Below are 12,819 nucleotides of genomic sequence, written 5' to 3'. Positions count from 1 at the left end.
CATTTGGCCGACCGGGCCAGCCGTCCCCGCATTAACCGGAGTGATCATGCACCTCTTTCGCCCCCTGCTCGAATCCGACTTCGAGCTTGTCTATCCCATAGAACAAGCCGCCCACAAGGAGCCCTGGAGCCAGGCCAATCTGCTCTCCTGTTTCGGGCCGCGCTATCTCAATGGTTTGATGTTGGTGGATGGGCGGCCTGCGGGGTTCTACATCTCGGATCTGGTGGCGGGCGACAGTTCGCTGATGAACATCTGTGTGCACCCCGATTTTCAGGGCAAGGGGCTGGGACGGGCACTGCTGAAGGAGTATCTCGCCCGCAGCAAGGAAAAGAGAGCCGAGGCCTGGTTTCTGGAGGTGCGCGCCAGCAACAAGACAGCCATCGGCCTCTACGAGAGTGAAGGGTTTGCCGAGTATTGCCGCCGGGTCGACTACTATGGCACCGGCAACGAGCGGGAAGATGCCGTGCTCATGTCGCGCCTGTTCGACTTCAGCTGAGCCAAACCCTCATGCCGGCGCCACTCAGAGCAGCGGCGCATTGTCGAGGGCCGGATCCTGCAGGCTCTGGGTGGTGTGCAGCACGGCTTCGAAACCGGCCGCCGACAGCGGCATGAAGAAGCCGCGCTGCCAGGTAACTCCCGGCATCCAGATCTGCTCGAGATCCACCACTATCTTGATGGGCTTGAGGGGTTCTCCCGGCCGTTGCACATAGATGCCTGGCGGGGTGGCAACCTGCGGGAAGCGGCGCAGTATATGCTCGCTGCCATCCTTCGCATGGGGATTGAGCCGTACCTTGATCAGCTTGGCCAGCACGGGTGACATGTCGTCAGACTGCCACAGCATCTTGTCCAGCAGTTTGCAGCGTCGGCACTTGGCACTCTCAATCACATAGAGCAATGAATACCCCTTGTGCAGAGCCAGCTGCTGCGCTTTTTCGTACCCCTGGGCCCCAGCCAGCCAGGGGGTCTCCTCCTCGGCCGGCGTGCCACTGAACGCAAACCAGAGCCCACCCGTCCCGGCCAGCAACAGCAATACCCCCGTGATAATTCCCTTGATCCCGACACGCATTGTTCACCCTCTCTGAATGACTCCGTTCACTTGTCGACCATCATGCCTCAGCTCGCCCTGGTTGGCGACTTTGTGATCCAGGACAAATGGCGAACACTTGTAAGCTGTAATGTTGGAGTTTAAACTCTAGCGCGAATTTTAGTGCCCTCGCGGGCGTACAACTGTTACTTGAGGATGTTTGACTGATGCCGAAACTCCATCTGGTTCGACTGATGCGTGAACGTATTGCCCGGCTTGGCAACAAGGCCGCCCTGCGCGTACAACAGGATGGCCAGTGGCGCGCCATCGGCTGGCGTACCCTGGGACAGGCCATGGACTACTGTGCCCAGGCGCTGATCCGCGCCGGCCACCAGCCAACCGAAATGGTCGGTCTCTACGCCCGCAACATGCCGGAGTGGACCCAGGCAGATCTCGGCATCCTCGCCGCCCGCGGCGTCAGCGTGCCCATCTACCCCACCAGCACCCTTGAGCAACTCAGGTACATAGTGCGCGATGCCAGTATCGGCCTGCTGTTCGTGGGTGAGCAGCCCCAGTTCGATCAGGCGCTGACCTTGTTGAATGATGGCGAGATCCGCCAGATTGTCGCCCTCGATGGCAAGGTCAATCTGCGCGGCTGCGCCCAGGCCAGCCACTTTCAGGAATTTCTCGCTTCCGGCAACCATCAGGCCAGCGAGCAGGAGCTGCGGGTGCGGGAAAGCCAGTACCGGATGGATGACCTGCTGACCCTGATCTACACCTCGGGTACCACGGGCGAACCCAAGGGGGTCATGCTCGATTTTGCCAACATCGCCGCCTGTTTCGAGATGCACAACAGCCGCCTGGACCTCAACGAGCAGGATGTGTCGCTCTGCATGCTGCCGCTGAGCCATGTGTTCGAACGTGCCTGGACCTACTATGTGCTCTACTGCGGCGCCGAGAACGTCTACATTCGCGACCCGCAGAAGGTGATGGACGTCATCGGCGAGGTGCAGCCGACCGTGATGTGCGCCGTGCCGCGCCTCTACGAGAAGGCCTACGCCATGATCCAGGCCAGGGTTGCCCAGGCGCCGCGCCTGCGCCGCACCCTGTTTGGCTGGGCCACCCGCGTCGGCAAGCAGATGGTGGCGACCCGTCAGGCGGGCAAATCAGCCTCTCCCCTGCTCTGTGCCCAGCTCGCGCTGGCTGAGCGACTGGTATTTCGCAAGCTGCGCGCCCGCTTTGGCGGCCATACCCGCTTCCTGCCGGTGGCCGGCGCTCGTCTGGCCGACGACGTGAATCTCTTCTTCCAGGCCATGGGGCTCAACCTCAAGTACGGCTATGGCATGACAGAGACCACGGCTACCGTCTGCTGCTACGAAGATCAACAATTCAAGCTGGGCTCCATCGGTACGGCCCTGAATGGCATCGAAGTGAAGCTGGGGGAGAACAACGAGCTGCTGGTGCGCTCACCGACAGTGATGCGCGGCTACTACAACAAGCCGGAAGCCACTGCCGAGGTGATGACCGCAGATGGCTTTCTCTGTACCGGTGATGCGGGCGAGCTGGACAAGGACGGCAATATCTACTTCACCGAACGGCTGAAGGAGCTGATGAAGACCTCCAACGGCAAGTATGTGGCCCCGCAACTGGTGGAAGGGACCATCGGCAAGGATCGCTTCATCGAGCAGATCGCCATCGTCGCCGATGCCCGCCACTTCGTCTCGGCGCTGATAGTGCCCTGCTTCGAATCGCTGGAAGAATACGCCCGCTCCATCAACCTGCAGTACCAGTGCAAGACGGAACTGCTGCGCCACTCCCGGGTGATGGAGTTCTTCGATGCCCGCATCCAGGATCTGCAAAAGGAGCTGGCCAAGTTCGAGCAGGTGAAGAAGTTCACCCTGCTGCCGAGCGCCTTCTCCATGGAGCTGGGAGAGATCACCCCCACCATGAAGCTGCGCCGCAAGATCATTGAATCCAAGTACCAAAGCGAGATCGAGGCCATGTACAACCATGTCTGAGTACAACCACGTCTGATCCCGCCCGCCATGAAATCAAAAAGCCGCTCATCGAGCGGCTTTTTGCTGTCTGTCTGACAAGTGATCAGGGCAGTTTGACCAGTGGCAGCTCGCGCATCTCGGTGGGACGGCCCCCCTGGATCTTGTCGACCTCTGCCAGCGCCTGCTTCACCTCATCCCCATTGCGCAGCAGACGATAGGTCAGATCGAAGGTCTTGGTCTCGCCTGGCTGGATCTTGGGCACCAGCCCCAGCGGACGCTGGTACTTGGTGCTGTAGGCATAGCTGGTACCAGGCTCGATACCCGTCACATACCCCTGGGCCCGGGTGTCGGTGTTCTTCCACAGGGTCAGCACGGGCAACTGGTGGGTGTTGTAAGCCACCGCCACACCGGCGCTGCCCTGCCGGTTGTTGAGCACAGCCAGGGTGTTGCCATCGGCATCGCTGTAAGGCACCAGGTTGAACACCATCTCGTCGAAGCCCTTGGTCGGCCCCAGATAGGTTTGCCAGCTCTTCAGGCCCGCCTTGGCGTAGTCGTTGAACGGGGAGATCTGCTTCACCGGCGTGCTGACTTGCGCCCCCTCTTCCAGGATCGGCGCCCCGAAATTGCTGTGGTAGATGATCTGGTACTCGTTCTCATAATCCGCGTGGTTGGTCAGCTTGTCCTGCAGGGAAAATTCCGCCTGACCGGGCACTACACTCAGCTGGGTCCAGGTAACCAGCTCGCTCATCTTGAAGGTGCGCTCATCCACCCGACCCAGCACATGAATGGCATAGGGCGGCTCCTCATCTATGGTCACGCTGACCACGGATGCCGGTATGTTCTGCACCCGACCATGCAGGCTCTTGAGTCGGCCGTCATCGTCCACCCCGGGGTGGCCTGTCCACTCGTAACCGCAGCGCACCAGCATCTCATTGAAGCCATCGAGCCAACCGAGACCGGCGCGGCTCTCCAGATCGATGAAGGCCGGGTTGACCACTTCCTTGACGGGAGAATCCCAGCCGAGGCGCAGATCGGCGCCCTTGACCTCCTTGATCCCCATGCCTCGGGTCGGCACCAGGGTAATTTTCATTACGCCGTTGTCGACGATCAGCAGATCCACCCCCTCCTGCCGTCCGCCGTGCAGCCGCTTCTTCTCGATGGAGAAAGGGACCGGACTCTTGATACCCAGCTTGTCGCTGCTTATCTTCCAGTCTCCCACATCCAGCCCCTGCTGGGAGTCGGTCAACAGGAATTCGGCGGCCTGGCCAGAGCTCGCGCCCAGGGCGAGCAGAACGGCAATGGAGAGTTTCTTCAACATGGATTTATCCTCGTGTCTCTTGTTCTTGTGAATGGTTTTCGCGGAAGCTGAATCGTTTCAGTTAGCGAGACGTTAGGCCCCCATCCCGCAAGACTCAAGCTGCAAAAGGGTGAAATGTGAGCCGATTGACAATAAAAGCACCACAGGCCCTGCTGAAGTGACGGCTGACTCACACTTATTTTCGGGTACTTTTTGGACGCGTTGGCGTGCTGGCAGGAATGACAAACCGCGCAATAAAAAGCCGCTCCCGGGAGCGGCTTGCAAACAGAGAAGCAGAGGGATCAGGTCGTGGTCTGACGGATACCGAAGTAGTCGGCCAGGAAGTCGTCGAACGACAGGCTGTCGCTGCGTTCACGCTCCCGCTGCTTGGCGAGGGATTCCCGCGCCTCGGCGGCGAAATAGGCTTGATCCCAGTACTGCAGCTCACCGGCCAGCATCTCTTCCCGGTAGCGGCTCGCCAGCTCGTCGCCGAAGCAGCCGTTGTCCTGACCGCTCTCCAGCAACTGCTTGAGCAAACGGGCCGAGTAGGTCAACTCGGGGTTGAGCAGCTTCTCCCTGTGCATCGCAAGCGTCTCGCGGTAGCGGTTGCGGCCACAGCAGCGATCCAGCAGATCGGCCACCTGGGCCAGCTCGTCAAACAGCTGGAGTCCGTACTCCTTGAGGCCGATGGCGTTGCCCTGCTCGTCTTCCAGTTCCAGGCCGGGGCGACGCCCTTCCAGCACTACCTTGTTCTGGTTGCGGCGATTGCGGGCAATCTCCTCGTCCCCCAGCACGGGAGACGGGCGCAGCAGACACCAGACCAGGAAGAGGTCGAAGAAGCGGATCTGATCCGCATCGATACCGAATGGCGTGAAGGGATTCACGTCCACGGTGCGCAGCTCGATATATTCGATGCCACGCTGCTCGAGCGCATCTGAGGGCTTCTCGCCGCTGCGCGGCGTGCGCTTGGGCCGGATCGGGGCGTACAGCTCGTTCTCCAGCTGCAACACATTGTCGTTAAGCTGACGATACTCGCCGTTTACCTTGACCCCAATCTTGGCGAAGTCGGGATCATGGGTGTTGATGGCACGACGCAGGCTGCTCACATAGTCGGGCAGGCTGTCGTGGCTTATCTTCAAGCCTGCCTGAGCGCTGTTGGTGTAACCAAGGTCGGATAACCGCAGCGCTGTGGCGTAAGGCAGATAGAGGGTGCCCTTGCCGGTTTTCTGGAACGGCAGGCTGCTCTTGCGCCCCTTGAGGAAAGAGTCACAGATGGCCGGCGAGGCGCCAAACAGATAGGGCACCAGCCAGCCGAAGCGGTAGACGTTGCGAATAAGCCCCATGTACTTGTCGGAGATGAAGCGCTGGCTGCAGCAGCCCTCGCCCACCAGATCCTGCCACTCGCACCAGAAGCTGTCCGGCATGGAGAAGTTGAAGTGCACCCCGGCAATCACCTGCATCAGGCTGCCGTAACGGTTCTTCAGCCCCTGCCGGTAGAGGGTCTTCATCCGCCCTATGTTGGAGCTGCCGTACTGGGCCAGCCGTATGCTCTCCTCGTCGCCGACGAAGCAGGGCATGGAAAGCGGCCAGATCCGCTCATCACCGAGATGGTGGATGGCGTGACGATGAATGTCGCCCAACTGCTCCATCAGGCTGTCGATGGAGTCGGTCGCCGGTGTGATGAACTCCAGCAGGCTCTCGGAGTAGTCGGTAGTGATGTTGGCGTGGGTCAGCGCAGAGCCCAGACTTCTCGGGTGATCCGTCTGGGAGAGAGTCCCTTGCGGGGTAATGCGCAGACATTCACGTTCGATCCCGCGCCGGATCCCCTTGAGGGCCGTCAGCCGATCAGGCGAACCCAGGGCGGTCAACAACTCGGTGAGTGACAAGCTAGTCGTAGTCATATTCACGGCTCATGTGTGGCCGCCCCTCAGGGGAGCGACACTATTTTTATGAAGCGCCCTCAGGGCAGCTGCAACGGATAGATGGGAAGATGAAGCTCCTTCAGGGGTTTTTCAAGCTTTTGCTTGTCACCCACCACCACAATCACCATGTCAGCCGGATCGAGCCAACGGGCGGCACTGGCTTTGAGCACCTCGGGTGACACCGTTTTGATCAGCTGGTTCTGGGCCTGCACATAGTCCGGCTTCAGGTCATACATGATCATCTGCAGCAGGAAACCGGCCTTCTGGCCGAGGGTTTCGTAGGAGAGGGCATCCTGCTGGGAGACGGCACTGCGCATATAGGCCAGCTCCACCGGCGTCGGGCCGCTGTTGCGATAGTTGTCCATCTCTTTGAGGAACTGACGGATGGCATCCACGGTCGCATCGGCCCGTACATTGGCACCGGTGGCAAAGGTACCCACCTCGCGATTGGCGGAGAAGCCCGAGCTGGCGCCATAGGTATAGCCCTTGTCTTCCCGCAGATTGAGGTTGATACGGCTGTTGAAGTTGCCCCCCAGGTTGAAGTTCATCAGCCCTGCGGTGAAGTAATCCCCCGTGGTATCAAACGGCATGGCGCGACGGCCAATGCGGATCACCGACTGGGGAGCCCCGGGCTTGTCCACCAGATAGATACCCGGCTTGGCCTGCTCGCCCTCGGGCTTGAGGCTGCCAAGGGTGGGCGCTACCCCCTTCCACTGGGTCAGAAAACCAAGTTGCTCCTCCACCTGCTGCTGGGCTACGTCACCCACCACCACCACCTTGGCGTTGGTCGGGTTGTAGTAGTTCTGATAGAAGCGCTTCACATCCGCCAAAGTCAGCTTCTCGACATCGGCCAGCACACCGTCGCCCGGTTGACCGAGGCGGTTCCCCTTGCCATAGACCAGCTCACGGAAGGCCTGGCCTGCCAGCCACTCGGGCTGCTGCTGGCTCTGCTTCATGCCTTGCAGCATCTGCGCCTTGACCCGCTCGAAGTCAGCTTCCCGCATGCCGGGGCGCTCGAATACCTCGCGTACCAGACCCAGGGTCTGGGGCAGCTTGTCGGTCAGGCTGCTGATGGTGACCAGGTTGCTGTACTGGGCACTGGAGACGCTGACGCTGGAACCGAGCTTTTGCAGCTCGTCGCTGAGCTGGGCCTCGGTCAGGCGCACCGAGCCCTGACCCAGCATGCTGGCGGTGAGGCTGGCGAGTCCAAGCTCTCCCTTGCCCTCGGCACGCATGCCACCCGGCAGGGCGATCATGATGGAGACGGCCGGGATCTCGTCACTCTGGGTACCGATGATCTCGATGTTCTTGTCGAGCTTGCCGTGCCAGATGGCAGGTACCTTGACGCTGACCGCCTCGCTCGCCTTGGGCTGCACGCTGCGATCGAAGTTGTCCTTGACCGGACGCAGCGCCAGCGGTTCGTCATGCTGGCTGTAATCCGGCAACACCCGCTTGGCAGGGGTGAAGTTCGGCTTGGCCACCTGCCAATCCGTCTTGCCCTTGGGCACTACGCTCAGCACTACAGCGGGCTTGCCCAGGATGAACTTGTCGTAGGCCGCCTTGACCTGCTCAGGTGTCACCTTGCCGATGGCATCCAGGCTCTTGAACACATAGTTGGGGTCCTGGGCAAACACCTGGCCCATGGCGAGCTGGCTCACCTTGCCGGAGACGCTGTCGAGCCCCCAGATGGCAGAGGCACGGTAGCTGCTGATGGCCTTTTCCAGGTCCTCCGGTTTGAGGCCGCGACCGGCAAACTCGCCGATCACCTTGTCCACTTCCCCCTTGAGAGTCTTGAGGCTGCCATCTACCGTAGGGTTGGGATAGGCATAGACGGTCAGGGTACAGGCCAGCTCCTCGCAGTAGTGGGACGCGCCCACGTCGATGGCCTTGCCGGTTTTCACCAGCGACTGATAGAGCATGGAGCTGGCGGAGCCACCGAGCACGTCGGCAAACATGTCCAGCGCCGGCTCCTGTGGATCACCGAGCGACACGGTCGGATAGCTGATGTAAAGCAGCGGCAGGTGAACCTTGTCTTCCAGCGTCACGTAGCGGGTCTCTGGCAGAGTCACGGGGGCCGGGGTCGGTTCTGCCACGTCAGGGCCACGGGGGATGGAGCCAAAGTATTGCTCAATCCAGGCCAGCGCCTGTTTGGTATCGAAGTCGCCGCCGAGGGTCAGGGTGGCATTGTTGGGGCCGTACCAGCGCAGGAAGAACTGCTTGAGGTCATCTACCCCGACCCGGTCCAGATCCTCCACATAACCAATGGGCTGCCAGGAGTAGGGATGGGTGCGCGGATAGAGCGCCTCCCCCACTTTCTCACTCACCAGACCGTAGGGTTGGTTGTCGATGCGCTGGGCCCGCTCGTTCTTGACGGTGGCGCGCTGGATCTCGAACTTCTTCTGGCTGACCGCATCGAGCAGGAAGCCCATGCGATCCGCCTCAAGCCAGAGCACCTTTTCCAGCTGATTGGCCGGCACAGTCTCGAAATAGTTGGTTCTGTCCTTGTTGGTGGTGCCGTTCATATCGCCACCGGCCTCGTTGATGATCCGCATATGCTCCTGATCACCGACGTGCTTCGAGCCCTGGAACATCATGTGCTCGAAGAAATGGGCGAAGCCGGATTTGCCCACCTGTTCACGGGCCGAGCCCACGTGATAGGTCACATCCAGGTGTACCAGGGGATCGGACTTGTCGGGCGCCAGGATCACGGTCAGACCGTTGTCCAGCTTGTACATCTGATAAGGAATACCGAGCTTGCCCTCTTCCTTGACCTGCTCCGACACCAGGGTAGGTACCGCGAGCGCCGGCAGGGTGAAGCCCAGAAGAATGCTGAATGGAATGAGTTTGTTCACGGTTACCTCGTGAGTGAAGAAAAGGGCTAGAAAATATGACTGGCCAGCAGAAAAATCAGGGCATAACGCAACAATTTGCCGAGCCCGATCAGGATGAGAGAGCGCCAGAAGGAGAGGCGCAGCCAACCGGCCAGCAGACAGAGACCATCGCCGACCACGGGTGTCCAGGCCAGCAGCAGACACCAGTGACCATGTTGTTTGAGCCAGCCGAGGGCTTTTTGTTCCCCACGGCCTTGAAAATCTTCCGGTTTTTTCTTGAAGGTGGCGAGCCAGCCAAGCCACCAGGTGGTCATGGAGCCGAGGGTATTGCCCAGGGTCGCCCACAGCAGCAGGCTGGTCATGCTCCACTGCCCCTTGGCGGCCATGGCCCCCAGCAATACCTCCGAGCTGCCAGGCAGCAGGGTGGCGGAGGTGAAGGCGCTCAAAAACAGCCAGCCCAGCCCCATCTCCATCAGGTCATTCATGGGAGATCACCATAGGCAGCAAACTGGCGACGCTGGGTGGCCCAGTCGGCCATCAGGCACGGCCGCCATCATGACCTTCCTATGAGGTCGTGCTCGGCCGCAGGCATGCGCAGCAGCAGCTTGCCACGAACGTGGCCCTCCTCGATGGCCTGATGGGCCAGCCCGCCGTCTGCCAGTGCAAACTCGGCAGAGACGGTCACCTGTACCTGCCCCTGACGCAGCAGGATCAGTATCTTGGCCAATTGCTTGCTGTCGGGGTGCACCAGCATGCCGAGCACCTCAACGCCAGATCCCGCAGCCTCCTTGATCTGCTGGGCTGTTATGGTGGGCACAGTCACCAGTTTGCCACCGGGCTTGACGCAGGCCAGCGCCGCCTTGCCGCTCTCGCCCCCCATCAGATCCAGCACCAGATCAACCTGACCGGTGTGATCGACGATCTGGGCAACCCAGTCAGGGTCGTGATAATCCACCATCTGACTGGCCCCCAGACTATGGAGGAAACTGTGATTGTCGCGGCTGGCCGTTGCCACCACCTCGGCACCATCGGCAGCAGCAAACTGCACCGCCAGATGGCCCACGCCGCCCGCACCGGCCAGGATCAGCACTCGCTGTCCCGGCTTGAGGCCACCGTGCTCAAACAACCCTTGCCAGGCGGTGAGGCCCGCCAGCGGCAAGGCAGCCCCTTGTCCCAGGGGCACGCCATCGAGCTTGATCAGCTCCCCCTCACTCGCCACGACGGATTCGGCATAGGCGCCCCCCGCCAGCGGAAAACCCACCATGCCGCACACTTGATCACCCTCTACCAGTGACGTGACGCCAGGGCCGACTTTCTCTATCACGCCCGCCACATCATAGCCGGGTGTCCAGGGCAACTTGTCCTTGTTCTCGGCCGCCGCCCAGCCAAGGCCGGCGCGGGTCTTGGCATCGATGGGATTGACGCCCGCAAAGCAGATGCGCACCCGGACCTCCCCTTCTGCAGGCACCTTATCGAGGGAAGGGTTGAGCTTGAGTACCGAGGGGTCGCCGAATGCGGTAATCTGTAGCTGCGTCATTGCACAATCCATCCTGTTGATTGATCAAGGGTCAACAGAATAACAGCGAGGACACCATGGCTCGAATGTTTCTTATTCCTCTGTTGCTGGCTCTGGGGTGGTGGGCCTTGCTGCTCTACTTCCGCATCCCGCTCAAACAGGGGGCCAAGGGGTTTTACTGGATCATCGGCATAGGTGGCGGACTGGCCGCTTTCCTCAGCCTGATGATGGTGCTGACTCACTAGCCAGGCGCCGCTCACGTCGCAAAAGAAGGGCCACCCCGAGGTGGCCCTGATTTCAACCGGCTTGCGAGCTGAGATGGTAGTGGCGGTTGCTGCCCTGCCCCAGCACCCCCTCCGCCAGCAGATGCTGGAATACCCTGTCCACCTCCTCCAGCGACAGCGAAAGGGCCTGCGCCACCGAGCGCTTGCTGCACTTGAGCTCGCCGCTCTCCAGCACGGAGCGCACCTGGGCCACCACAGCCGGCTCGGGTTCCGGCTTGCTCGCCACCATGGGCACTGTGGCCGCCAATTCGGCCTGCCGCGCGGCGGCCTGCTCCCGTACCTGCTGCCAATGCCACATGCGGCGAAAGCGGTTCTCCTCGCCAATCAGGCTGACGAAGAAGGCACCGAACACATCCAGCAGCACGGAGAGGAAGCAAACCAGCAGAAACTGTACCTGACTGAGGCTCATGCCCACCCCGTCCGCCAGGCTGCTCATCAGCCCCAGCATGGAGGATTGCTCGTTGACCGGCTTGGCGTCACGCTCCTGGCGCAACTCATCCTGCTGCAACCTGAGCTTGGTGTTGGCCTGCTGCAAGCCACTGACGCCGCTGGAGATCCGCGCCATCTCTATGTACTTGCGCGCCGCCTCCTCGTTGAGCTGGATCTGGCGCTCTATGCTGGCGATCTGCTCGTCGAAACGGGCCAGCTCCCGCTCGTGTCGCGCCTGCTGACTCAGCACAGTGTTGGTGGCACTGTTGATGCCACCTATGCTGCCGCCGATGGAGATGGCCGCCAGCACGCTGTAGAACAACAGCGACCAGAAGGCACCGCCGAGATCCCGCCGCGCCTTGCACTCGCCATATTCGTACCAGACATAAAACTTGCCAAGTTCGAAGATGATGGCCAGGCCGCCGAACAGCCACTTCATCAACGGGTTGTCATCGATGGAGAGAAACAGCAGCAGGGAGAAGACAATGGAGGCCAGAATGGCCAACCCGGTAAAACTGTACACCGTGGTCAGTGCGAACCACCCCTTGGGGTAGCGCAGTACGGCAGAAGCCTGTGTAGTCATGGTGAAGAGGGGATGCCGTGCAGGAAAAGTTGGCTGCCGATTATAGTCGCCGGACTCGCAGAGAGAAGGGCAAACTCTTGAAATCCTTCAGATAGAGAACCAGCTGCCCAGAGTGCGACCAAATCGAACAAATCGGCAGCAGGGACGCGCTACAATCGCTCCCCTGACTGAATCCCGTTATGTGGTTATATGCGGTTCCGCCCAGGTTCAGCCCGGCAGGACTACACTGATCCGCTATCGTCACTACTCGAGGCCATCATGAACAAAACGACCACTATGCTGCTGTCCCTACTACTGGTGAGCGGTGCCCCCGCTGCGCAACAACGCCAGGAAAATAGCGGCTCAACCTTCTCCGTTGAGGAGCTGACATTCAATCTGGACTGGGACGACAAGCAGTTCAACTGGTCGCAAACCGATTGCCTTGATCTTGAAACCGGGGGCGCTCTTCCTGCCGATTGCAACAAGGCAAGGCTCAATCTGGACGATCAGGAAAACCGCAACCAGCCCCCCAGCACCAACGAGATCCAAGTCAACCAGCAGAGTAGCCAGTAACAACGGGAGTATTCTTGCCATGAATCCATTCAAGCGCTACCCCACGATTAACCGCAGCGCACTGCTGCTCTCCCTGCTCGTAGTGCAGGGCACCGCTTTTTCTGCGCCCCCCTCCAAAGGAGCCGACGGCATCAACATCTCCGGCAATGACATCAAGATCGATCTCGACTGGGATGACAAAGAGTACGACTGGTGGCAGAACCACTGCCTGGATATCGATATTGGCGATGGCCGCATCAAACTCAACTGCGACAAGATGGATGGCAAGTACCGGGATCACTACAACCGCAGCATTCACAGCGGCAACAACCCGGGACAAGGTCACGACAAACACAAGGACAAGAGCAACGGCAAGAGCAACGGCAAGAAAAACTGACCGTCCCT

General features: G+C 60.5%; 12 protein-coding genes. 5 read left to right on the top strand and 7 right to left on the bottom strand.

Annotated elements, in window-relative coordinates; translation table 11 throughout:
* The first annotated feature begins 46 nt into the window (after positions 1–46).
* A complete protein-coding gene (gene rimI / locus ONZ54_RS03670) occupies positions 47–496 on the top strand; it encodes a ribosomal protein S18-alanine N-acetyltransferase (protein ID WP_005313345.1) in 450 nt (149 codons plus the stop codon).
* Positions 497–520: 24 nt separating this feature from the next.
* Here the strand turns inward: rimI and ONZ54_RS03665 are convergent, their stop codons facing one another.
* Positions 521–1,066 carry a thioredoxin domain-containing protein gene (locus ONZ54_RS03665; protein ID WP_125608171.1) on the bottom strand — a complete coding sequence of 182 codons (546 nt, stop codon included), beginning with the start codon at positions 1,064–1,066 and terminating at the stop codon, positions 521–523.
* Positions 1,067–1,251: 185 nt separating this feature from the next.
* Here ONZ54_RS03665 and ONZ54_RS03660 point away from each other — a divergent pair, with 185 nt between their 5' ends.
* Positions 1,252–3,042: an AMP-dependent synthetase/ligase gene (locus ONZ54_RS03660; RefSeq protein WP_271787487.1), complete on the top strand. Its 1,791-nt coding sequence runs from the start codon at positions 1,252–1,254 to the stop codon at positions 3,040–3,042.
* An 82-nt stretch (positions 3,043–3,124) separates the two neighbouring features.
* On the opposite strand, the gene ONZ54_RS03655 is transcribed toward ONZ54_RS03660, so the two are convergent.
* The 5 genes from ONZ54_RS03655 to ONZ54_RS03635 all read right to left on the bottom strand — a co-directional run bounded on the left by ONZ54_RS03655 (position 3,125) and on the right by ONZ54_RS03635 (position 10,620).
* Positions 3,125–4,339 (bottom strand): aldose 1-epimerase family protein, encoded by a 1,215-nt coding sequence (locus tag ONZ54_RS03655; RefSeq protein WP_021138612.1) that lies wholly within the window; start codon positions 4,337–4,339, stop codon positions 3,125–3,127.
* Positions 4,340–4,620: 281 nt separating this feature from the next.
* Entirely contained in the window at positions 4,621–6,219 is a 1,599-nt protein-coding gene (gshA, locus tag ONZ54_RS03650; RefSeq protein WP_271787486.1) for a glutamate--cysteine ligase, read from the bottom strand.
* Between the two features lie 59 nt (positions 6,220–6,278).
* Positions 6,279–9,092 (bottom strand): M16 family metallopeptidase, encoded by a 2,814-nt coding sequence (locus tag ONZ54_RS03645; protein WP_271787485.1) that lies wholly within the window; start codon positions 9,090–9,092, stop codon positions 6,279–6,281.
* A gap of 26 nt (positions 9,093–9,118) precedes the next feature.
* Positions 9,119–9,556 (bottom strand): YqaA family protein, encoded by a 438-nt coding sequence (locus ONZ54_RS03640; RefSeq protein ID WP_021138609.1) that lies wholly within the window; start codon positions 9,554–9,556, stop codon positions 9,119–9,121.
* A 68-nt stretch (positions 9,557–9,624) separates the two neighbouring features.
* Positions 9,625–10,620, bottom strand: a complete 996-nt coding sequence (locus ONZ54_RS03635) for an NADP-dependent oxidoreductase (RefSeq protein WP_271787484.1) — start codon at positions 10,618–10,620, stop codon at positions 9,625–9,627.
* 44 nt (positions 10,621–10,664) lie between these two features.
* Here ONZ54_RS03635 and ONZ54_RS03630 point away from each other — a divergent pair, with 44 nt between their 5' ends.
* Entirely contained in the window at positions 10,665–10,832 is a 168-nt protein-coding gene (locus ONZ54_RS03630; RefSeq protein WP_162265158.1) for a hypothetical protein, read from the top strand.
* A 52-nt stretch (positions 10,833–10,884) separates the two neighbouring features.
* Here ONZ54_RS03630 and ONZ54_RS03625 read toward each other — a convergent pair whose 3' ends face one another.
* Entirely contained in the window at positions 10,885–11,883 is a 999-nt protein-coding gene (locus ONZ54_RS03625) for a Preprotein translocase subunit SecY (RefSeq protein ID WP_271787483.1), read from the bottom strand.
* A 258-nt stretch (positions 11,884–12,141) separates the two neighbouring features.
* On the opposite strand from ONZ54_RS03625, the gene ONZ54_RS03620 reads away from it, so the two are divergent.
* Together ONZ54_RS03620 and ONZ54_RS03615 are read left to right on the top strand one after the other, a co-directional pair.
* Positions 12,142–12,435 carry a hypothetical protein gene (locus ONZ54_RS03620; protein ID WP_174218916.1) on the top strand — a complete coding sequence of 98 codons (294 nt, stop codon included), beginning with the start codon at positions 12,142–12,144 and terminating at the stop codon, positions 12,433–12,435.
* Positions 12,436–12,454: 19 nt separating this feature from the next.
* A complete protein-coding gene (locus ONZ54_RS03615; protein WP_271787482.1) occupies positions 12,455–12,811 on the top strand; it encodes a hypothetical protein in 357 nt (118 codons plus the stop codon).
* The last annotated feature ends 8 nt before the right edge of the window (positions 12,812–12,819 follow it).

This window comes from Aeromonas salmonicida (assembly GCF_028355655.1).
GTDB classification, from domain to species: domain Bacteria; phylum Pseudomonadota; class Gammaproteobacteria; order Enterobacterales; family Aeromonadaceae; genus Aeromonas; species Aeromonas salmonicida.
The sequence above is the reverse complement of the archived record's forward strand: the minus strand, read 5'-3'. Positions and strand labels throughout refer to the sequence as shown.

Bases quoted from the DNA above. Each gene is read 5' to 3' on its own strand.
- ONZ54_RS03635 (WP_271787484.1), bottom strand. From the start codon at position 10,620: ATGGATTGTGCAATGACGCAGCTACAGATTACCGCATTCGGCGACCCC.
- ONZ54_RS03625 (WP_271787483.1), bottom strand. From the start codon at position 11,883: ATGACTACACAGGCTTCTGCCGTACTGCGCTACCCCAAGGGGTGGTTC.
- ONZ54_RS03655 (WP_021138612.1), bottom strand. From the start codon at position 4,339: ATGTTGAAGAAACTCTCCATTGCCGTTCTGCTCGCCCTGGGCGCGAGC.
- ONZ54_RS03620 (WP_174218916.1), top strand. From the start codon at position 12,142: ATGAACAAAACGACCACTATGCTGCTGTCCCTACTACTGGTGAGCGGT.
- ONZ54_RS03660 (WP_271787487.1), top strand. From the start codon at position 1,252: ATGCCGAAACTCCATCTGGTTCGACTGATGCGTGAACGTATTGCCCGG.
- gshA (WP_271787486.1), bottom strand. From the start codon at position 6,219: ATGACTACGACTAGCTTGTCACTCACCGAGTTGTTGACCGCCCTGGGT.
- rimI (WP_005313345.1), top strand. From the start codon at position 47: ATGCACCTCTTTCGCCCCCTGCTCGAATCCGACTTCGAGCTTGTCTAT.
- ONZ54_RS03630 (WP_162265158.1), top strand. From the start codon at position 10,665: ATGGCTCGAATGTTTCTTATTCCTCTGTTGCTGGCTCTGGGGTGGTGG.
- ONZ54_RS03665 (WP_125608171.1), bottom strand. From the start codon at position 1,066: ATGCGTGTCGGGATCAAGGGAATTATCACGGGGGTATTGCTGTTGCTG.
- ONZ54_RS03615 (WP_271787482.1), top strand. From the start codon at position 12,455: ATGAATCCATTCAAGCGCTACCCCACGATTAACCGCAGCGCACTGCTG.
- ONZ54_RS03640 (WP_021138609.1), bottom strand. From the start codon at position 9,556: ATGAATGACCTGATGGAGATGGGGCTGGGCTGGCTGTTTTTGAGCGCC.